The organism is Ewingella sp. C233 (assembly GCF_055407225.1).
In genome coordinates this window covers 711,161-732,309 of record NZ_JBUZRI010000001.1, presented here as the reverse complement: position 1 = coordinate 732,309, position 21,149 = coordinate 711,161, and the positions used below count along the sequence as shown (strand labels likewise).

The window sequence follows — 21,149 nt, the reverse complement described above, 5'->3', positions numbered from 1 at the left end:
AAAGATTAACTGCCGATCGCCATACCCACGGTCATATGCAGACCGTAGAAAACGGCGCGGCCAATCAGCTCACCAGCGAACACCAGCACGAAGCCCAAAATGAGTGAAGCCAGTGCAGGACGCTTGCGCAGTATCAGCGGGCAAATCCAGCAACCGAGACCCACCACGACCAGCACCAGGCGCCATACGGACAATGCACCGTATTGAGGAATCAAATCAGAAGCGGCCTGAACTGAACTGCTGATAGACGCCAGACTGGCACTCTGCATCACGACGGCTGCCATGCTAACTACCAGCGCAGCCATGCTGATCATAGGCAACAGGCGCAGTGAACAGCCCTGAATATTGGCCATACGCAACAGCAATGCGCCGAGCAGTGGGCCACCAATCAGTACCGTCAGACCAAAGTTCAGGGCGGTATAGCTGTTATCCCAGGTCGGCACGGTATCGATTTCATATACGCGACACATGGCATAGACAAAGCCCGCACCCGCTAACAGGGTGATTACCAGCCAAACTTTACCCAGCGCCTGCGGCATTTTGTTCAGCACAGCCAGCAGCCAGTAAATGCCGCCCAGCGCAAAGAACAGTGAACCGCTGCCGATTTCATTGCTCAGCGGCGAGGCACCCAAACGATTCAGTGAATTAAATGCCCTGAGCGGAGAACCGAGGTGCAACACCGAGGCGATAAACGCAATCGCCATCAGCACCCACAGGAAAAACATCGACAGATGAATACGTCGAGTCTCTTCCTGACTGCGTTTTCCCATCAGCGTCAGTGCTAAAACGATAAAACCGCCCACCACGCACTGCCCAAGAACGGTAAAAACCATTAAAGGCCATTCATGCCATCCGTTTCCCATCTCAAACCTCCTTCGGGTTAGCCAGATATCCAGTGGTATCGCCTACCGGACGGCAATTCGCATTGGGTTTAATGACAATATTGGGTTTAGTGAACTGCGTACCCGGAAGCGGTGCGACCTGCGCCAGCGTGCCATATTTCGCCCGCAGCTCTTCGATCGGTGCCATATCCAGCGCACGCAGCGGACAAGACTCTACACAAATAGGTTTCTTGCCATCCGCAACGCGTTCATAGCAGCCGTCACATTTAGTCATGTGGCCTTTCGCGGCGTTGTATTGCGGCGCGCCATACGGACAGGCCATATGGCAATAACGACAGCCGATGCAGATATCTTCGTTAACCACCACAAAGCCATCATCACGTTTGTGCATCGCGCCGCTCGGACACACTTTGGTGCAGGCCGGATCCTCGCAGTGGTTGCAGGCAATCGAAAGATAGTAGGCAAAGACATTCTGATGCCAGCCGTCACCATCCTGCTGCCAGTCGCCCCCGGCGTATTCGTAGATGCGGCGGAAACTGACGTCGGGTGTCAGATTTTTGAAGTCTTTGCACGCCAGTTCGCAGGTCTTACAACCGGTGCAGCGGCTCGAATCAATATAAAAACCATATTGGGTTGTCATAAGTTATTCCTTTAAACCTTCGCCACTTGCACAAGGTTGGTATGAGAAGGGTTACCTTTCGCCAAAGGGGAAGGCCGCTGAGAGGTCAGGACATTAATGCTGCCGGCACGGTCGATTTTGTTACTGTCGGGTGAGTACCAGGCCCCCTCCCCCAACGCGACCACGCCCGGCATCATGCGCGGTGTGACCTTGGCTGCAATATGCACTTCACCGCGATCGTTAAAGATGCGGATCATATCGCCGTTGGCAATGCCACGTGCGCTGGCGTCGAGCGGGTTCATCCACATTTCCTGCCGACACGCGGCCTTAAGGACATCGACATTGCCGTAGGTAGAGTGAGTGCGCGCTTTGTAGTGGAATCCCGTCATTTGCAACGGATAACGGCTGGCAAGCGGGTCATCGTAGTTTTCAAAGCCAGCGGCATAAACCGGTAGCGGATCAATGACATCATCCTTTTCCAGCTGCCATTTCGCGGCGATATCAGCCAGCTCAGCAGAGTAGATTTCAATTTTGCCGGAGGCCGTTTTCAACGGATTCGCCTGAGGATCCTGACGGAAAGCTTTGTAGGCAACATGATGCCCCTGCGGGTCACGTTGCTTGAAAATACCCTGCTGGCGGAAAGTATCGAAGTCAGGCAGTGTCGGGATCGCCTGCATGGATTGCTGATACAGATGGCGCATCCACTCTTCCTGAGTGCGGCCCTCGGTGAATTTCTGCTCCACGCCCATCCGCTTCGCCAGTTCGCTGGTCATCTCATAAATATTTTTGCACTCGAAGCGCGGTTTGATGACCTGATCGGCAAAAATGACGTAAGACATATTGCCCGCCGAGGCATCCAGACAGAAGTCCATCTGCTCGGAAGCGGTACAGTCAGGCAGGACGATATCGGCATATTTCGCTGAAGACGTCATGTGGTTGTCGATCACAACAATCATCTCGCACTGCTTGTCATCCTGTAGAATATCGTGAGTACGGTTGATATCGGAATGTTGGTTAATCAGGCAGTTACCAGCATAGTTCCAGATAAACTTGATTGGAACATCCAGTTTATCCTTCCCACGCACACCGTCTTTGGTAGCGGTCATTTCCGTGGCGCGGACAATCGCATCGGTCCACATGAACATAGAAATACTGGTCTGGACCGGATTCTCGAAGGTCGGCATGCGCACAAACGGCAGGCTGTAAGAGCCTTCACGGGCACCTGAGTTGCCGCCGTTAATGCCCACGTTACCGGTCAGAATTGCCAGCATAGCAATGGCGCGGGTGGCAATTTCACCGTTGGCATGGCGCTGCGGTCCCCAGCCCTGCGAAATAAAGGCCGGTTTTGCCTGACCGATTTCCCGGCCAAGTCTGACGATTTTATCTGCCGAAATACCGGTAATTTTAGATGCCCACTGCGGAGTTTTGGCCATACCATCGGGGCCAACACCCAGAATGTAAGCCTTGTAATGACCATTTTCAGGTGCACCCGCGGGCATTGTTTTCTCGTCATACCCGACGCAATATTTATCGAGGAATAGCTGATCCACCAGATTTTCACTGATCATCACATACGCCAGCGCGGCTGCCAGTGCCGCATCCGTGCCGGGACGGATCGGCAACCATTCATCTTCACGGCCGGCCCCTGTATCGGTATAACGCGGGTCGATAATGATCATGCGCGCATTGGATTTCTGCCGCGCCTGTTCGACGTAGTACGTCACACCGCCACCGCTCATGCGCGTTTCACCGGGGTTGTTGCCAAACAGTACTACCAGCTTACTATTCTCGATATCCGACGGGCTGTTACCGTCGGCCCAGCCGCCATAGGTATAATTCAGTCCTTCGGCGATTTGCGCAGAACTGTAATCTCCGTAGTGGTTGAGATAACCGCCGCAGCAGTTCATCAGGCGCGCAATAAGGGTTGAACCTGGCGGCCATGAACGGCTCATGGTCCCGCCCAGCGTTCCGGTGCCGTAATTCAGATAGATGGCTTCGTTACCGTATTTACTGATGATATCTTTCATGCTATCGGCAAGAGTGTCGAAAGCCTCCTCCCAGCTGATACGTTTAAATTTACCTTCACCGCGGGCGCCAACGCGCTTCATCGGATATTTCAGACGGTCAGGATTGTAGACACGGCGGCGCATGGAGCGTCCGCGCAGACAGGCACGGACCTGATGCAAACCCTCATAGTTATCATCACCGGTATTATCGGTTTCGACATACCGGATTTCACCGTCCACGACATGCATTCTCAGCGGACAGCGGCTACCGCAGTTGACCGTACAGGCACTCCAGACCACCTTCTCATTGGCCAGTTTGCTGGCTGATACCGTTTCTGTCGCCAGTGCATGACGAAAAGGCAAAGATACGCCTCCCGCTGCCGCTGCCAGCCCAACCAAAGCGGAGCTTTTCATCAGCGTGCGGCGACTGATCCCCTCTCCTGATGCTGATTTTCCTTGCTTCTTAATCGACATTCTCGTGCTCCTCGATATCCCCTCATAAAAACGGTGTAGGGGTAAAAATAAACGGCTACTTTTGCGGGAAGCGGATCTTTGCGTCCGCGGCCTCGACTAGACTTTTTCTATCTGAATCAGATTGGTATGTTGCGGATTCCCTTTCGCCAGCGGTGAGGCACGTTGAGTGGTCAGTGTGTTCATACAAGCACCGTGGTCAATGCGATCTCCCTTCATATCCGCCTGATGCCAGGCTCCCTGCCCCATGGCCACCACGCCGGGCATGATCCGCGGCGTCACTTTGGCCGCAACGCGCAGTTCACCGCGGCCGTTAAACACTTTCACTTTGTCGCCATTGGAAATACCACGACTCTGTGCGTCCAGCGGATTGATCCACACTTCCTGGCGGCAGGCAGCCTGTAAAATATCGATATTTCCGTAAGTCGAGTGCGTACGAGCTTTGTAGTGAAAACCAAACATCTGCAACGGATACTGGCTGCGCAGAGGGTCATCCCAGCCTTCGAACGTTGAGGCGTAAACAGGTAACGGACTGATGGTTTCGTCTTTTTCCAGATCCCATTGCGCTGCGATCTCAGCTAACGCCGTGGAGTAAATTTCTATTTTTCCAGATGGCGTTTTTAGCGGGTGGGCTTGCGGGGCCTGACGGAATTTTTTGTAAGCCACATAATGCCCCTCCGGGTCTTTACGCTTATAAATCCCCATCTGCCGCAGCTCTTCATAAGCCGGAAGGGCAGGGTCTTTCACCAGCATTTTGGCGTACAGGTACTGCAACCACTGCCGCTGGGTGCGGTTTTCGGTGAACTTTTGATAAACGTCAGGTCCGAGACGACGGGCGACTTCGCTCATCATTTCGTAAATGCCTTTACGCTCGAATTTAGCGGTGGTCGCAGGCTGAATGAAAATCAGATACCCCATATTCCCGGCGTAATCGTTGGGGATAATATCTTCCTGCTCGGTTGTCATCAGGTCAGGCAGCAGAATGTCGGCGTATTTCGCCGAGGCGGTCATGAAGTTTTCCAGCACCACGATCATCTCGCACTGTGAATCGTCCTGCAGGATGTCGTGGGTTCTGTTGATATCCGAATGCTGATTGGTGATGGTGTTACCGGCGTAATTCCAGATGAATTTGATCGGCACGTCCAACTTGTCTTTTCCGCGTACACCGTCTTTTTTTGCAGTCATTTCCGGACCGCGAACGATAGCGTCGGTCCAACTGAAACAAGAGATTTGCGTTTTAACCGGATTAGTCAGCACCGGCATACGCTCGATGGTGATGGTATAAGTCGACTCCCGTGCGCCACTGTTTCCGCCATTAATACCCACATTCCCGGTGAGAATGGGCAGCATAGCTATCGCCCGTGAAGTCAGTTCACCGTTGGCCTGACGCTGCGGTCCCCATCCCTGTGAGATACAGGCGGGTTTTGCCTGACCTATTTCACGCGCCAGTTTAATGATGCGGTCAACTGGGATGCCGGTGATATGCGAAGCCCACTGCGGCGTCTTGGCGGTAGCATCGTCACCCTGTCCGAGTATGTAGGCTTTGTAATGCCCGTTTGCCGGTGCTCCGGCTGGCTGTGTTTTCTCGTCATAGCCGATGCAGTAGGTATCCAGGAAGGGTTGATCGACTAAATTCTCAGTGATCAACACATGCGCGAGCCCCGCGACCAGCGCGGCGTCAGTGCCGGGGCGGATTGGGATCCACTCATCTTCACGCCCGGCCGCCGTATCGGTATAACGTGGGTCAATCACGATCATGCGGGCGTTAGAGCGTTCCCGGGCCTGCTCGAGGTAATAGGTTATCCCGCCGCCGCTCATGCGGGTTTCTGCCGGGTTATTACCAAACAGGACGACCAGCTTGCTGTTTTCGATATCCGAGGTGCTGTTGCGATCGTTGCTGCCGTAGGTATAAGGCATGGCGCAGCTGATTTGTGCGGTGCTGTAGGTGCCGTAATGACTGAGGAACCCGCCGTAGCAGTTCATCAGACGCGCAACCAGTGAGGCGTACGGCGAAGAGCGGGTAATATTTCCCCCCACCACGCCTGAGGTGTAATTGATATACACCGCTTCATTGCCATATTTCGCGACAATACGCTTTAGGTTATTGGCAATCTCATCGAAAGCCTCTTCCCAGCTGATGCGTTTGAATTTGCCTTCACCGCGCTTACCCACCCGTTTCATCGGATAGTTGAGTCGCTCAGGATGATTCATGCGTCGGCGGATTGAACGCCCGCGCAGGCAGGCGCGCACCTGATGATCGCCGTATTCATCATGGCCGGTATTATCCGTCTCCACCCAGTACACTTCGTTATCGCGAACATGCAGACGTAAGGCACAACGACTGCCACAGTTAACGGAACAAGCACCCCAGACCACGCTCTCTTCGCTGCTTATGGGCTGTGGTGTCACTGCGTCGGCAAGGACTTTGCGACTGAAAGGCAAAGAAACGCCACCGGCAGCGATGGCTAACCCTGCCAGCGAGGAGGTTTTCATTAATGTGCGGCGGCTGATACCACTTCTTACTTTGGCGTTTTCTGGTTTGTTTTCCGACATTTTACGCTCCGCTAAGTTGCTCCGCCGTTGTTGCACCGGTAACAAGGCCGATGACCATAGGGCTTGACGAAGAGTTGAGCGGGCCGGGACAGCACGTTGGCTGGAGTATATTTCTACCCACTCAGAATGCATGGATATTACTCACCAAGGGGTAGGAAACTTTGTTTGCTATCAAAAAAGGAGGGATTGAGGGAAGAAGATCGGTAGATTCGTCGTGTAGCGCACTATTTTACACATAAAAAAAGCGCCCGCAGGCGCCTTTTCGCTATATTATAAAATACATAACGGCCTTAGCCGATATATTCTAAGCCACCCATATAAGGGCGCAATACTGCCGGTACTTCAATACGTCCGTCTGCCTGTTGGTAGTTCTCCAACACAGCCACCAGAGTACGGCCTACAGCCAGACCAGATCCGTTCAGAGTATGAACCAGACGCGGTTTCTTCTCAGTTTTGCTGCGGCAACGTGCCTGCATACGGCGCGCCTGGAAATCACCCATGTTTGAACATGAGGAGATTTCGCGGTAAGTGTCCTGCGCAGGCAACCACACTTCCAGATCGTAGGTTTTAGTCGAACCAAAGCCCATGTCGCCGGTGCACAACAACATTTTACGATATGGCAGGTTCAGCAACTGAAGCACTTTCTCGGCATGACCGGTCAGCTCTTCCAACGCCTCCATGGAATCTTCAGGGCGAACAATCTGTACCATCTCGACTTTGTCGAACTGGTGCATGCGGATCAAACCACGGGTATCACGGCCATAAGAACCTGCTTCAGAACGGAAGCATGGCGTATGGGCAGTCATTTTCAGCGGCAGAGACTCTTCTTCAAGAATTTCGTCACGCACGAGGTTAGTCAGTGGTACTTCTGAGGTGGGAATCAACGCATAGTTGCTGCTGTCCACTTCTTCATCCAGCGGCTTGGTGTGGAATAAATCTTCACCAAATTTCGGCAACTGGCCGGTACCGTACAATGAATCATGGTTGACCAGATACGGCACATAGGTTTCGAGATAACCGTGCTGCTCGGTGTGCAGATCCAGCATGAACTGTGACAAAGCACGGTGCATACGGGCAACTTGTCCTTTCATCACAACGAAACGCGAACCGGTCAGTTTGACGGCGGCAGCGAAATCCAGACCACCGGACATTTCACCCAGTGAAACATGATCGCGTACCTCGAATTCATACTGATGAGGCGTACCCCAGCGGCTGACTTCCAGGTTATCATTTTCGTCTTTACCGGCAGGAACGGAGTCATCCGGCAAATTCGGAATAGCAGATGCAATGTTGCGGATTTCATTTTGCAACGCATCCAGCTCGGCCTTCGCCGCATCCAGTCTCTCACCCAGCGTATTCACTTCCTGACGCAGGGGTTCGATGTCTTCGCCACGGGCTTTAGCCTGACCGATAGTTTTCGATCGTGCATTGCGTTCAGCCTGAAGAGTTTCCGTTTCTACCTGCAAGACTTTGCGGCGTTCTTCTTGGGAACGCAGCGTTTCCACATCGAGTTTAAAACCTCTGCGAGCGAGTTTTTCTGCAACTGCGTCTAGCTCATTACGCAGTAGATTGGGATCGAGCATGCTAATCCTGTACGTGTCGTTTTGATTGTGAAATAGATGAAGCACGCCACCTGAACAGGTAGCATGTCAAAGAGTTATCAGAAGTAACCTTACCGCAAGAGCAAAATTAGCGGTAGCGTTTTGTCGGGCTATTTTGATCTTGTTCAGTCAGCCATGCCAGCTTTTCGCCGATCTTGCCTTCCAGCCCACGAGATGAAGGATAATAGTACTGAGTTTTCGCCATTTGCGGCGGGAAATAGTTCTCACCGGCGGCATAAGCATTGGGCTCATCATGGGCATAACGGTATTCTGCCCCCAGCCCCATCTCTTTCATGAGCTTGGTGGGCGCATTACGCAGATGTTCAGGAACATCGTAATCTGCCTGCTCTCTGGCATCGCGCATGGCGGCTTTGAAAGCGGTATAGACGGCATTACTTTTTGGCGCACAGGCCAGATAAACGATCGCCTGCGCAATCGCCCGCTCGCCTTCTGCCGGACCAACACGGGTGAAGCAGTCCCAGGCCGAGATGGCGACCTGCATACCCCGGGGATCGGCGTTGCCGACATCTTCGGAAGCGATCGCCAGCAGACGGCGCGCGACATACAACGGATCCCCACCGGCAGTAATGATCCTCGCATACCAGTATAAGGCCGCGTCCGGAGAAGAACCGCGCACCGATTTATGCAACGCAGAAATCAGGTCGTAATAGCGATCACCTTTGTTATCGAAACGCGCACTGCGTTCACCGGAGATCTCTTTGAGTAACTCCGGCGTTAATGTTCTGACCCCTTTTGCATCGATTTCAGCCATATCGGCCATCATTTCAATGCTATTCAGCGCTCGGCGGGCATCACCGTTAACCAGTTCACCCAGCATGCGGCGCGTCTCATCCGGCACCACAATTTTTTGATCGGCGTAACCACGTTCTTTATTAGTCAGCGCCTGGTCAATCACTTTCTCGATGTCTTCAGCGGTCAGAGATTTGAGCAAATAAACGCGGGCACGGGACAGCAGTGCGGAATTGAGTTCGAATGAGGGATTTTCAGTGGTGGCGCCAATAAACGTGATAGTGCCATCTTCGATGTGCGGCAGAAAGGCATCCTGCTGGCTCTTGTTGAAGCGGTGCACTTCATCCACAAACAGGATTGTGCGTCTGCCCGCATCACGATTTTGCCGTGCACGCTCAATGGCTTCTCGGATCTCTTTAATTCCCGACGTCACGGCCGAAATGCGCTCAACATCCGCATTAGCATAACGCCCGATCAGTTCTGCCAGCGTCGTTTTTCCCGTCCCAGGCGGTCCCCAGAGGATCATCGAGTGCAGCTGACCGGCTTCAATTGCCCGCGGCAGAGGTTTACCCGGTGCCAGCAGATGCTGCTGCCCAATATACTGCGCAAGAGAAACTGGCCGCATTCTTGCGGCCAGTGGCTGGAACTCATTGTGGGAAAAATCGAGTGACAGATTACTCAAAGGAACCTCACTGACGCTGGTCGTCCACCGTCACACCTTTCGGCGGTGTAAATTTGAATTTGGCATCATCAACCGAGGTATTCTGCTGACCTTTCAGGCTGTATGCACTTTTCTGACCATCCTGCTCAACCGCAGTGAAGCTTTTGATGGTACCGGTTGGCGTAACGTTAATTGCAAACTGTTTCAGATTACCGGCGGCCGTTTTCGGCGTTAATTCAAAATCATCGCCTTTCTGTTTAATGTTGTACTTCGACCAGTCACTGCTGTCGTTACGGGTGATCAGCATAAATGGCGTGTTACCGGTGGCATTTTTCAGCCAGGTCGCCGTGACTTGTTCGACAAAAGGGTTATAGAACCACAGGGTTTTACCGTCAGACACCAGAATACTTTCATCCGGTGAGGTCATATGCCAGTTGAACAGATTTGGTCGCTTGACCCACAGTTCGCCTTCACCTTGCTGCACCGCAGCACCGTCATCACTGGTAACGGTTTGGGTAAAACTTGCATGGAATGTATTCAGTTTACCCAGGCGGGATTTAAGATCACTGCTGGCGTCAGCCATCACGGAAGCCGAAGTAAACGCAGTCAGTAAACAGCCTACTACTAACAATTTTTTCATTATTATACTTGCCTCAGAAATCCATAAATTTCAGACGATGCCTTTCACACAGGCAAAAGACGTAGGGTGCGAACTCTATCCGAGGCAGCGTGCCAGCGGTAGCTCAATCATCTGAAAAACGCTTGTTTTACGCATCTTTGCAAATACCCTTTCTCATTCAAACTGCCTGTGTTGGTTGCCTTCAGCCCCCCGCTCACTTACTTTTGTAAGCTCACTGAGGGCCATTAGTTACCGCCTTGATCCAGCCCGAATGAGTTTGGATATTCATTTCGAAAAGATTTATTCGTGTGAGGGCGGAGCCAGCACTTCACGGTTACCGTTATGGCCCGGCGCACTGACAATGCCCTGCGCTTCCATTTGCTCAACGATACGTGCCGCGCGGTTGTAACCGATACGGAACTGACGCTGTACACCGGAAATTGAAGCCCGGCGTTTATCCACTACAAAGGCCACAGCCTGATCAAACAGGGCATCCAGCTCTTCATCACTATCAAGACCCAGACCGCCGCCCTCACCGTCTTCACCACCAGAGATGATGCTTTCGATATATTTAGGACGACCGCGGGCTTTCCAGTCCTGAACGACCGCATGCACTTCCTGGTCACGTACGAACGCACCGTGGACACGCACCGGAATCGAAGAGTTAGGCGCCATATAAAGCATGTCACCCATACCCAGCAGAGATTCCGCGCCGCCTTGATCAAGAATAGTGCGTGAGTCAATTTTGCTCGAAACCGTAAAGGCAATTCGGGTCGGAATGTTGGCTTTAATGAGACCGGTGATAACGTCAACCGACGGACGCTGAGTTGCCAGAACTAAGTGGATACCTGCTGCACGCGCTTTCTGTGCCAGACGGGCAATCAACTCTTCGACCTTTTTACCTACCGTCATCATCAAGTCAGCGAATTCGTCCACCAGTACCACGATAAACGGCTCTTTTCCAAGGAACGGCGGCTCAGCGGCCATACCATCGCCTGGCTTCCAGAACGGATCGGGGATTGGACGTCCCATGGCTTCCGCCTGTTCAACACGTTCGTTATAGCCCGCAAGGTTACGCACACCGAGTGCCGACATCAGCTTATAGCGACGTTCCATTTCTCCGACACACCAGCGCAGCGCATTGGCCGCATCTTTCATATCGGTAACCACTTCGGTCAGCAAATGCGGAATACCTTCATACACGGACAACTCGAGCATTTTCGGGTCGATCATGATGAAACGCACTTCCTCCGGCGTTGCTTTGTAAAGCATGCTGAGGATCATGGCGTTCACGCCGACAGACTTACCGGAACCGGTAGTACCGGCCACCAGTAAGTGCGGCATTTTGGCCAGATCGGCTATCACTGGCTCACCGGAAATATCTTTACCCAGCACAATCGTCAATGGTGAAGGACTGTCCTTAAACTTGGCGCAATCCAGCACTTCCCGCAGATATACGGTCTGACGCTTCTTGTTAGGTAATTCCAGACCAACGTAAGGCTTACCCGGTATCACCTCGACTACACGCACCGCTACCGCCGATAAAGAACGGGCAAGGTCGCGCGAGAGGTTAGAGATACGTGCGGCTTTCACTCCTGGTGCCAGATCCAGTTCAAAACGGGTGATCACCGGCCCCGGCTGACGGCCCACAACATCTGCTTTAATACGGTAGTCGTTGAGGCGGGCCTCAATCAGATTGCCCATCTGTTCCAGAGCAAACTCGTCGACCGGCTCAGATTCCACCGGCGGAGACGTCAGTAAATCCAGTGACGGCAACGGTGTCGTTGGCTTCACCAACGGTTGTTCATTGCGCATCAGGAACGGGTGGATCAGGCTATCCATATTTGGTTGATGCGCTGCCTGTGACTGCTGCGGCGCTTCATACTGCTCAATAGGCTCGACCGGCGCGTGAACAGGACGGTGCGCTGACTGGCCGAAAGCAGGAGCCTCTGGCTCATCTTCTTTCTGCGGTGAGAGGGTAAATAACGGCTCTGAAGGCGTGTCATCTACCAAATCTGCCATCGGCGAGAACGTGAAGGCATCATGCGTACTGATATTCATTGCCGCCGCAGCAACAGCCTCTGACGCAGGAAATGAAACCGGCGCAGGCGAGAGTGCACGTTCCTGGTAAGGCACAGAATCCATCGGCTCCTCTGCGTCCTGCTGATAGCGGTTCTGCTCGCGGGCAGCAAAGGCCTGACTCAACGCCGCTTCCTCCAGTGCCGCTTCTTCATCCTGCTCAGTGGCCTGATGCTCTTGGCCATAACGATGGCTCTGCTGCTGAGCAAACTGTTGACGCAGTGCCGCTTCCTGCAAGGCCTGATCGTCATCGCCCTGAACATTATTAATAGCATCGGCAGAAGTGTCAGCGGTCTGCTGCTGCGCATTCTCCTGCTCCTGCTGCTCAGCCATTCGCTGAGAAGGCAGCTTGATGCCGTACGATGCCAGCTCGCGGCGAGTTGGAATACGTACCGGATTCGGACGAGGTAACTCAGGTCCTACACCTTTTTTGATTTGAGAATTACCATCACTGACTGCGCTGAACGCAGGCATAAAGGTAGTGGTGGCTCCCGCCGCGGACTGCCCGGCCTGTGCAAGCCCAGTTGCCAGTGCCGCCGTAGCCGCAACGCTGTTCACATCGCTGCTGTCACGCTGTGCGGTACTGAAATCAAATGGCGAACGCTCAGAGGCCGGATTGGCCGCCGCACTCCAGTTACCCAGTCGCGGCTCACCCTGATCATATTCGGAATGCGGCGCAGGTTGCTGAGGCGCTGGTGTTTCTTGTGGAATTTCAAAGCTGTATAACGGCGGCGGAGGTGCAATTGTCGCATCCGGCGCAGGAATATGGAGCGGCGCGGCGGGCTGCGAGATCTCTGCCGGAGCTGGCTCTGCGCTAGCCACTGCTGGCTGAATAGGCGCGGCCTGAGGAGAGGGTTCATGCAGGGACGGTGCAGAGAACAGCACGTCGTCGTCTTCAGCAGCGGCCTGAGCAAGGGCTGGCGTCATGGCGGCGTTGGCAGTGGCTACTGCTGCCGCACGTGCAGCTTCAGAAGGGACATAATCGCTATCAAGCAGCGGATCGTCCTGCGCGTCATGAACATCCTGCTCGTGGCGATCGTCGTAATACTCTTCCTCGTCATCACGGCGGGAACGGTTGGTCATAAAGGTGGTCACACCCAGAACTGCACCACCAATTTTCTCTGCAATAGTCAGCCAAGACCAGCCTGTAAACAGCGTTAAACCCGCCGCCCAGACGCAAAGCAGCACCATGGTAGCACCGACATTGTTAAACCACGGCGTCATAGCCGTACCCAACAAACTGCCGATCACACCACCGGAGGCGAAGTAATACAGATCATCAATGTTAAACGCGGCTAATCCACAAGACGTGAGAATGAGCGCCAGCGTCCCGATAAGGCGCAGCGATAATGAAAAATAATCGACGTGATCCTGATTATCACGCTGGCGAAACGCCGCCCAGCACAGGCTAAGCATGATAGGTGGAATAGCGTAAGCTAATACGCCAAAAACGAAGAATAACGTATCGGCCATCCAGGCCCCAACACCACCACCCCAATTATGGATAGGTCCATGCCAAGCAGTTTGCGACCAGCTTGGATCTGACGGGTTAAAACTCACCAAGGCCGCGATAAGGTACGCGGCGAAAACGGCTACCACAACCAGCACAGCCTCCAGTACACGGCGGCTACTGCTTAGTTTCTTCAAGGTAACGTCTTTATCTTCTGTATATTCCTGGCTCAAGAAAGGCTCTCCAGGTTCCTGTGGGCTGAAAAAGCAACAGCGCCGAGAACGGGCCTCGGCGCCAGAGCTGTATAGATACACAGGAGTGTAGCTAACTTTATAAGGTTTTGCACCTGAACCTTTACCGGGTCTTAATGACCAGTCGGTTAGTTTGTTTTACTTCTTCCATCACCACATAGGTGCGGGTGTCGTTGACGCCCGGCAGACGAAGTAACGTCTCTCCTAACAACTTACGGTAAGCGGACATATCAGGTACGCGGGTTTTCAACAAATAGTCGAAATCCCCGGAAACCAAATGACACTCCTGAATATCTTCAAGTTTTTGTACTGCAGCATTGAATTGCTCAAATACATCCGGTGCACCACGGTTGAGTGTTATTTCAACAAACACCAGCAGCGACGCATCCAGATAATGTGGATTGAGCAACGCAGTATAACCGTTGATGAAGCCCTGACGTTCTAAACGACGAACGCGCTCCAGGCACGGCGTTGGTGATAATCCCACACGTTTGGAAAGCTCGACGTTTGAAATCCGGCCATCCTTTTGCAATTCGTTGAGGATGTTACGGTCAATACGATCGAGATCTTTTCCCGGACGTTTTTTGTTGTCTACCATTATTATTATCTCTCTGCTGTCCTTCCCTGCACCTGCCATACCCTAGCCAACTTCAATGTGTCAGGGTTTGTCCCAAGCGAAGACCCGATTGTTATAGGTTTTAGCACCCTGTATGAACGCATTCGTCCCCTGTCGAAAGAAAACGCGTTCAGTGACCTGATACCGAGAAAAAATAACGCTGTGAAATTAATAGCTTGCATAGCGCCAGCTGCTTTCACTAAATCCTGCGCAAGAAAAAACCAGCGATGCATAATCCCGAACGAGTCAGGTAGCAGCTGATCGTGTAATTTCAAGTCACAGGCAGGCGATTAATTTCTTCGTCCCCAGATGTTTTCGCAAATGCACAGCGGATTGTCAAAGTAAAAGAAGCAAAATCAGAAGAACGTGCCAGATTGAAAAGACACGACATCCTTTTTAGCTATCTTTCTACGACCCACAATAACAAAACAATTAGCAGACTTTTCCACGATAAACCCTGCAAGAAGCCGGGATTTAGCTTGAAAACGTCACATGTCCGAAAAAATTCGAACCAGAAATAACCAACCTACAGGCTCATATTCCTCTGCCCATCAATTAGTTACCCGCCTTAATGGCTGGCAGCGGTTCTGTTCTACGCGGATTTAAAAGCAAAAACTATCAGACAAATCGCTAACAACATCTGAGTTTACTTTTTTTACGGCGCGGTTTTCCCTACAATCGGTTCATTGCTAGTCCCCATCACGGAGATGAATTGCTCATGAGTACGGTTAAACACAGTAAATTATTGATTTTAGGCTCAGGCCCTGCCGGTTATACCGCAGCAGTTTATGCTGCCCGCGCCAACCTCAATCCGGTGCTCATCACCGGCATGGAAAAAGGCGGTCAGCTGACCACCACGACCGAGGTTGAAAACTGGCCGGGTGATCCGGAAGGCCTGACTGGCCCAGCTCTGATGGAACGTATGCACGAGCATGCGGCAAAATTTAATACCGAAATCATTTTCGACCATATCAACAAAGTCGATTTGCAAAACCGTCCATTCCGCCTTTTTGGCGACAGCGAAGAGTACACCTGCGATGCGTTAATCATCGCCACCGGGGCTTCCGCACGTTATATCGGCTTGCCATCTGAAGAGGCGTTCAAAGGCAAAGGCGTTTCCGCCTGTGCTACATGTGACGGTTTCTTCTATCGCAACCAGAAAGTCGCCGTGGTCGGTGGGGGTAATACCGCCGTCGAAGAGGCGCTTTATCTGGCGAACATCGCTGAAGAAGTGCACCTGATCCACCGTCGCGACAGCTTCCGCGCAGAAAAAATTCTGATTGATCGTCTGAACGAAAAAGCCAAAAACGGCAACATTGTTCTGCATACCCATAAAACACTCGACGAAGTTCTGGGCGACCCGATGGGCGTTACCGGTGCAAATCTGCGTGATGCCCGTACCGATGAACTGAGCAAGCTGGACGTTGCCGGTGTGTTTATTGCTATCGGCCACAGCCCGAACACCGCAATCTTTGACGGTCAGCTGGCGCTGGAAAACGGCTATATCAAAGTGCAGTCAGGCATTCATGGTAATGCAACTCAGACCAGTATTCCGGGCGTCTTCGCAGCAGGCGATGTGATGGACCATATCTACCGTCAGGCCATCACATCGGCCGGTACCGGTTGTATGGCCGCGCTGGATGCTGAACGTTATCTGGACGGCCTGATAAAACCGGCCACGGTCTGATCATTCCCATCGGTAGTACACGCGATAACCTATAAGGCGGCTGAATAGTCGCCTTATTTTTTTATAAAAATAGATAATGTTTTCAGTCTTACTTTGAACATGTAACATGAGCGGGCTTTCGACTCAGCTCGGAACACAACGGCTGATAGCGCCGTCACTGCGGCGCTTTTTTGGATCATGCGATCTGCGATCGGGCTTCTTCAGCATCCTTCTGATTTCCCCGCCAGCCCGCATGTCACCCTATGCAGAAATATCCACAGTGATTTCTGTATTGCTGCGCAGACTGATTGCCTGATGAATAAAACACGACAACAAGAACTGATCCGCTGGTTAAAGCAACAAAGCTCACGGGCTAAAGGCTGGATACGCCTGTCAATGATGCTCGGTTTACTTGCGGGTTTGTTGATCCTTGCTCAAGCCTGGCTCATGGCCGGTCTCCTCCACAGCCTGATTATCCAACACACGCCGCGCGAAGCCCTGCTGCAAAGTTTTCTGCTGCTGGCGCTGACGTTTATTCTGCGCGCCGTCGTAACCTGGCTACGTGAACAGGTCGGTTTTATCTGCGGCAAAATCATTCGTCAGGAGATGCGCAGACTGGTGCTCGACCGGCTGGAGAAGCTCGGACCAGCATGGATTCAGGGTAAACCAGCGGGAAGTTGGGCTACCATCATTCTTGAACAAATCGAGGAGATGCAGGACTACTACGGACGCTATCTGCCGCAAATCGCTCTGGCGGGGATCATCCCGCTGTTGATTCTGGTGAGTATTTTCCCGATCAACTGGGCGGCGGGCATGATCCTGCTGGTCACTGCGCCGCTGATCCCCATTTTTATGGCGCTCGTGGGAATGGGGGCTGCGGACGCCAACCGCCGCAACTTTACCGCCCTCGCCCGCCTGAGCGGTAATTTTCTCGACAGCCTGCGCGGCCTTGATACCCTGCGCCTGTTCCACCGTGCACAGGCTGAAACCGACCAGATCACCCGCTCAACCGAGAACTTCCGTGCCAGAACCATGGACGTCCTGCGTCTGGCCTTTTTATCGTCCGCCGTACTGGAATTCTTTGCCTCGCTCTCCATTGCCGTTGTCGCTGTCTATTTTGGGTTCTCCTATCTGGGCGAATTGAATTTCGGCAGCTACGGCACGCCGGTCACGCTTTTCGCCGGTTTCCTGGTGCTGATTCTTGCACCGGAATTTTTCCAGCCGCTGCGTGACCTTGGCGCGTTCTATCATGCCAAAGCACAAGCCGTGGGCGCCGCAGAGAGCCTGCTAACATTCCTCACTACCGAAGTGGAAACTCAGGGCGAAGGCACACAACCTTGGAGCAGTAAAACACCACTTTCACTGGTTGCAAGGGATCTGGTCATTCTCTCCCCGGATGGCAAAACGCTGGCCGGCCCGCTCAATTTTGATTTACCCGCAGGTGCCCGCGTCGCCATTGTCGGGCTGAGCGGCGCCGGAAAAAGCTCGCTGCTGAACGCACTGCTGGGCTTTTTGCCCTACCAGGGTTCGCTGCAGGCAGGTGGGCTTGAATTGCGGGAGATCCGCCGCCAGGACTGGCGTCAGCAGCTTGGCTGGGTGGGACAAAATCCGCACCTGCCTGAGCAAACGTTGCGCGCCAACATCTTGTTGAACCAACCTGATGCCAGTGAGGAACAGCTTCAGACCGCTATCGAGCGCGCCTATGTCAGTGAATTTTTAGCTCTGCTTCCGCAAGGTCTGGATACCGAACTGGGCGACAGCGCCGCCCGCCTGTCTGTTGGCCAGGCACAGCGTGTCGCCGTGGCCCGCGCCCTACTTTCTCCCTGTCAGCTATTGCTGCTGGATGAACCGACCGCCAGTCTGGATGCACACAGTGAGAAACGCGTGATGCAGGCGCTGACTGACGCTTCAAGGTCGCAGACCACCCTTCTCGTCACCCATCAGTTAGAAGATACGGAACACTACGATGTAGTCTGGGTGATGGGCAAAGGCCAGTTGATCGAACAGGGCAGCTATCAGCAATTAGCCGGTCAGGGCGGTGCGTTCTCCCGCTTGCTGGCCCAGCGCAGTCAGGAGCTGTAACCATGAAAATTCTACTGCCTTACCTCGCGCTGTACCGTCGCCACTGGTTCCGCCTGTCACTGGGTATCATTCTGGCGATTGTCACCCTGCTTGCCAGCATCGGGCTGCTGACCCTTTCCGGCTGGTTCCTTGCCGCATCGGCGGTGGCTGGCCTGGCCGGTTTATATACGTTCAACTACATGCTGCCTGCCGCAGGCGTACGCGGTGCAGCTATTTTCCGCACCGCAGGCCGTTACGCTGAGCGGCTGGTGAGCCACGATGCGACGTTTCGTGTTCTGGCCCATCTGCGGGTGTTCACGTTTACCAAAATCATGCCGCTGTCGCCGGGCGGTATTGCCCGTTTTCGTCAGGCGGATTTACTGAACCGTTTGGTGGCTGACGTTGATACGCTTGACCACTTATATCTGCGGGTAATCTCCCCACTGGTCAGCGCGCTGGTGATCATCTTAGTCGTTACGTTTGGCCTGAGTTTTCTGGATCTCAACCTGGCCCTGACGCTCGGCGCCATCATGCTGGCACTGATGCTGCTATTACCGGTGATTTTTTATCGTGCGGGCCAGCCGATCGGCCGCGAACTGACCAGCCTGCGCGGCGCTTACCGCACGCAGTTGAATGCGTGGTTACAAGGTCAGGCAGAGTTGGTGGTATTTGGTGCACAGGCACGTTTTCGCCAAACGCTGGATGACATCGAGCGTCGCTGGATAGCACGTCAGCAACAGCAGGCAAAACTCTCCGGACTGTCACAGGCAACGATTATTGCCTGTGCGGGGCTGACGGTCACACTGATGTTATGGCTGGCCGCTGGCGGATTCGCCACGCTGGCGCGGCCCGGCGCACTGATTGCCCTGTTTGTCTTCGCACCGCTGGCCGCCTTTGAAGCACTTGGCCCGGTCGCCGCGGCTTTCCAGCATCTCGGGCAGGTTATTGCTTCCGCCCAGCGCATCAGTCAGGTGATCGAACAACAACCGCTTGTGACCTTCCCGATGCAGGGTGCTTCGGCACAGAATCAGGCCGATCTTTACATCGAAGATCTGAACTTCACCTATCCGGGCCAGCCGCTGCCGGTACTTAAAGGCATAGGGCTGAATATCCGGGCCGGTGAGCACGTGGCTTTACTCGGCCAGACCGGCTGTGGCAAATCTACCTTGCTGCAACTGGTGACCCGCGCATGGGATGCAGACAGTGGCAGCATCAGGCTCAACGGTACGCCGCTGGCCGACTACGCTGAAACCTCTCTGCGCCAGATGATGACCGTCGTCAGCCAGCGCGTGCATATTTTTAATAATACGCTGCGTGAAAACTTGCGAATGGCGTCACCTCACAGCAGCGACGCAGAACTGGCGACGGCGCTTGGGGCCGTGGATTTGCATGTGCTGCTTGAAGGTGAAGGGCTCAACGCCTGGCTCGGAGAAGGCGGTAGGCAGCTTTCTGGCGGCGAACAACGTCGTCTTGGGCTGGTGCGCGGTTTATTGCATAACGCTCCGCTGTGGCTGCTGGATGAGCCGACAGAGGGGCTGGACGCCGAAACCGAGCGTCACATTCTGGCATTGCTGAGCAAACATTGTCAGGGTAAGACGCTGGTGCTGGTCACTCACCGCCTGTACGGACTTGAAAATATGGACAAGATTTGCGTGATGGAAGAAGGACAAATCGTCGAACAAGGCGATCACCAGACGCTGATTAACCATGCAGGCCGCTATGCCCGTTTTCGCGCACGGGGTTAATTTCTTTTTCGGCTTACCATGAGCAAAGGTGACTATGCGGCTCGTTAAACTTGAAGCAAATTCAGTCAGCTTCCCGGATCCGGAAACGGCTCTGCAGGACCCTAACGGCCTGCTGGCGCTGGGCGGGGATTTAACCCCGCGACGCCTGCTCTCGGCCTATCATCAGGGAATATTTCCGTGGTTTGACCCCGGCGAGATGATCCTGTGGTGGTCTCCTGATCCCCGTGCCGTGCTGTTTCCCCCTGAGCGCCATGTCAGCCGCAGCCTGCGCCGCTTTATGCGCCATGAGCCTTACCGCTTCACGCTTAACCGTGCGTTCGGTGACGTGGTCCACGCCTGCTCTCAGCAGCGTGATGAAGGCACCTGGATTGGCCCGCTGGTCAAACGTGGCTATCAGGAGCTGCACGAGGCAGGCCACGCCCATTCTGTCGAAGTCTGGTCAGGAGATGAACTTATCGGCGGTATGTATGGTGTGAGCGTCGGCGGTCTGTTTTGCGGTGAGTCGATGTTCAGCCGCCAATTGAATGCCTCAAAATGCGCCGTGATGATTTTTTGCCAACATTTTACCCGCTATGGGGGAGAACTGATTGACTGTCAGGTGCTCAACCCTCACACTGCGTCGCTGGGTGCGAAAGAGATCCCCCGCCGCCAATTTTTGCAGCTGCTTTCCCGGCTTTCACAGCATCAATTACCGCCGGAATGCTGGCTGCCCCAAGACTTATCCCCACGTTATGAAGACCTGCCGACACTCCCGATGGATAGGGAATAGATGCGCTCATGGTCCATATTTCTTTACATAATGTGGGTTTTTCGGCATTATCTTGCCGGTTAAAAACTATGGTAGTTAGACCTAGAGGATTCGATGGCCAAAGAAGACAATATTGAAATGCAGGGTACCGTACTTGATACGCTGCCAAACACTATGTTCCGCGTTGAGTTGGAAAACGGTCACGTAGTAACTGCACACATCTCCGGTAAAATGCGTAAGAACTACATCCGCATCCTGACGGGCGACAAAGTCACTGTAGAGCTGACCCCGTACGACCTGAGCAAAGGCCGCATTGTCTTCCGTAGCCGCTAATAAGCGGTTTACTCATCGCTGATTTTTCTGGCGATACCTGAGGATACCCTTTTCGCCCTTCCTGCTGTTGCAAGGGCG

General features: G+C 53.5%; 14 protein-coding genes and 1 pseudogene. 6 read left to right on the top strand and 9 right to left on the bottom strand.

The genetic code is table 11. The features are described from left to right. Nucleotides 1-5: 5 nt before the first annotated feature. From ACZRKO_RS03395 to lrp, 9 genes are all read right to left on the bottom strand, one after another. On the bottom strand, nucleotides 6-863 hold the full coding sequence (locus tag ACZRKO_RS03395; RefSeq protein ID WP_463735846.1) for a DmsC/YnfH family molybdoenzyme membrane anchor subunit: 858 nt from the start codon (nucleotides 861-863) through the stop codon (nucleotides 6-8). 1 nt (nucleotide 864) lies between these two features. Beyond that, on the bottom strand, nucleotides 865-1,482 hold the full coding sequence (locus ACZRKO_RS03390) for a DMSO/selenate family reductase complex B subunit (RefSeq protein ID WP_463735845.1): 618 nt from the start codon (nucleotides 1,480-1,482) through the stop codon (nucleotides 865-867). Between the two features lie 11 nt (nucleotides 1,483-1,493). Beyond that, nucleotides 1,494-3,941: a dimethylsulfoxide reductase subunit A gene (dmsA, locus tag ACZRKO_RS03385; protein ID WP_463735844.1), complete on the bottom strand. Its 2,448-nt coding sequence runs from the start codon at nucleotides 3,939-3,941 to the stop codon at nucleotides 1,494-1,496. Nucleotides 3,942-4,037: 96 nt separating this feature from the next. Then, on the bottom strand, nucleotides 4,038-6,491 hold the full coding sequence (ynfE, locus tag ACZRKO_RS03380; protein ID WP_463735843.1) for a selenate/tellurate reductase subunit YnfE: 2,454 nt from the start codon (nucleotides 6,489-6,491) through the stop codon (nucleotides 4,038-4,040). A 290-nt stretch (nucleotides 6,492-6,781) separates the two neighbouring features. After that, nucleotides 6,782-8,074 (bottom strand): serine--tRNA ligase, encoded by a 1,293-nt coding sequence (serS, locus tag ACZRKO_RS03375; RefSeq protein ID WP_463735842.1) that lies wholly within the window; start codon nucleotides 8,072-8,074, stop codon nucleotides 6,782-6,784. 106 nt (nucleotides 8,075-8,180) lie between these two features. Further along, on the bottom strand, nucleotides 8,181-9,524 hold the full coding sequence (locus ACZRKO_RS03370; protein ID WP_463735841.1) for a replication-associated recombination protein A: 1,344 nt from the start codon (nucleotides 9,522-9,524) through the stop codon (nucleotides 8,181-8,183). A gap of 7 nt (nucleotides 9,525-9,531) precedes the next feature. Then, nucleotides 9,532-10,143, bottom strand: a complete 612-nt coding sequence (gene lolA, locus ACZRKO_RS03365) for an outer membrane lipoprotein periplasmic chaperone LolA (RefSeq protein WP_463735840.1) — start codon at nucleotides 10,141-10,143, stop codon at nucleotides 9,532-9,534. 279 nt (nucleotides 10,144-10,422) lie between these two features. After that, the gene (locus tag ACZRKO_RS03360; RefSeq protein WP_463735839.1) at nucleotides 10,423-13,884 is read right to left on the bottom strand and encodes a DNA translocase FtsK 4TM domain-containing protein; all 3,462 of its coding nucleotides are present in this window, start codon (nucleotides 13,882-13,884) and stop codon (nucleotides 10,423-10,425) included. Between the two features lie 121 nt (nucleotides 13,885-14,005). Continuing rightward, nucleotides 14,006-14,500 (bottom strand): leucine-responsive transcriptional regulator Lrp, encoded by a 495-nt coding sequence (lrp, locus tag ACZRKO_RS03355; protein WP_013574775.1) that lies wholly within the window; start codon nucleotides 14,498-14,500, stop codon nucleotides 14,006-14,008. Nucleotides 14,501-14,805: 305 nt separating this feature from the next. Here lrp and ACZRKO_RS03350 point away from each other — a divergent pair. The 6 genes and pseudogenes from ACZRKO_RS03350 to infA form a co-directional block, all read left to right on the top strand. Next, nucleotides 14,806-15,039: pseudogene (locus ACZRKO_RS03350) on the top strand (hypothetical protein); the annotation flags it as partial. A 197-nt stretch (nucleotides 15,040-15,236) separates the two neighbouring features. Beyond that, nucleotides 15,237-16,205, top strand: a complete 969-nt coding sequence (gene trxB / locus ACZRKO_RS03345; RefSeq protein WP_463735838.1) for a thioredoxin-disulfide reductase — start codon at nucleotides 15,237-15,239, stop codon at nucleotides 16,203-16,205. A 294-nt stretch (nucleotides 16,206-16,499) separates the two neighbouring features. Beyond that, a complete protein-coding gene (cydD, locus tag ACZRKO_RS03340) occupies nucleotides 16,500-18,266 on the top strand; it encodes a heme ABC transporter permease/ATP-binding protein CydD (RefSeq protein ID WP_463735837.1) in 1,767 nt (588 codons plus the stop codon). Between the two features lie 2 nt (nucleotides 18,267-18,268). Then, nucleotides 18,269-19,990, top strand: coding sequence for a heme ABC transporter ATP-binding protein/permease CydC (gene cydC / locus ACZRKO_RS03335; RefSeq protein ID WP_463735836.1), 1,722 nt, complete (start codon nucleotides 18,269-18,271; stop codon nucleotides 19,988-19,990). Between the two features lie 34 nt (nucleotides 19,991-20,024). After that, complete coding sequence (gene aat, locus ACZRKO_RS03330; RefSeq protein WP_463735835.1) at nucleotides 20,025-20,759, top strand: leucyl/phenylalanyl-tRNA--protein transferase; 735 nt, start codon at nucleotides 20,025-20,027, stop codon at nucleotides 20,757-20,759. A gap of 93 nt (nucleotides 20,760-20,852) precedes the next feature. Continuing rightward, nucleotides 20,853-21,071: a translation initiation factor IF-1 gene (gene infA, locus ACZRKO_RS03325; RefSeq protein WP_002211347.1), complete on the top strand. Its 219-nt coding sequence runs from the start codon at nucleotides 20,853-20,855 to the stop codon at nucleotides 21,069-21,071. The last annotated feature ends 78 nt before the right edge of the window (nucleotides 21,072-21,149 follow it).